Source organism: Treponema sp. R6D11 (genome assembly GCF_054786075.1).
The window spans coordinates 1-718 of the sequence record NZ_BDHD01000608.1; the positions used below are offsets into that span (position 1 = coordinate 1).

Here is a 718-nt window from a genome sequence, read left to right on the forward strand (position 1 = left end):
CTCCATGCGCTTAAAAAATCAAAGAATATAGAGATGGATACCGACCTTAAAGCGGGCGATCTTGAAAAACTTGTCGAAGAATACAAACAAATCGTTAAAAAGAACACGGGTAAAGACTTCCCGCAAGCCCCGCTTGATCAACTTTGGGGCGCTATAAACGCCGTTTTTGGCTCATGGATGAGCGAACGTGCCATAACTTATCGCAAACTGGAAGATATTCGCAACCTTAAAGGCACTGCGGTAAACGTACAATCAATGGTTTTCGGCAATTTTGGCGATGATTCAGGTACTGGAGTATGTTTCAGCAGAGACCCAAGCACCGGTATTAATGAATTTTACGGCGAATATTTAATGAATGCGCAGGGCGAAGACGTAGTTGCCGGTATCAGAACCCCTGAAAGAATCTCTACATTGGCAAAGAAGAATCCTACTATATATAAACAGCTTGTCGGTATTAAAAACAGATTAGAAAAACACTTTAAAGATATGCAGGATATGGAATTTACAGTACAACAAGGCGAGCTTTTCCTTCTGCAAACACGTAATGGTAAACGCGCTGGAACCGCGGCTGTAAAATGCGCGGTCGATATGGTAGCAGAAGGTTTAATCGACAAAAAAACCGCTATTATGCGCGTTACACCCGGTCACCTCGACCAACTTCTGAACCCAATGTTAGGGCATCGCGGTTGCCGTTTAGCCGTAACTTACCCTGAAATCT

The 718-nt window shown here is 43.5% G+C and carries 1 protein-coding gene; it reads left to right on the top strand.

The window, feature by feature from the left end; all coding sequences use genetic code 11:
* A partial coding sequence (locus ACYVTD_RS15005; RefSeq protein ID WP_461248513.1) for a PEP/pyruvate-binding domain-containing protein occupies positions 1-718 on the top strand: 718 nt, incomplete at both ends.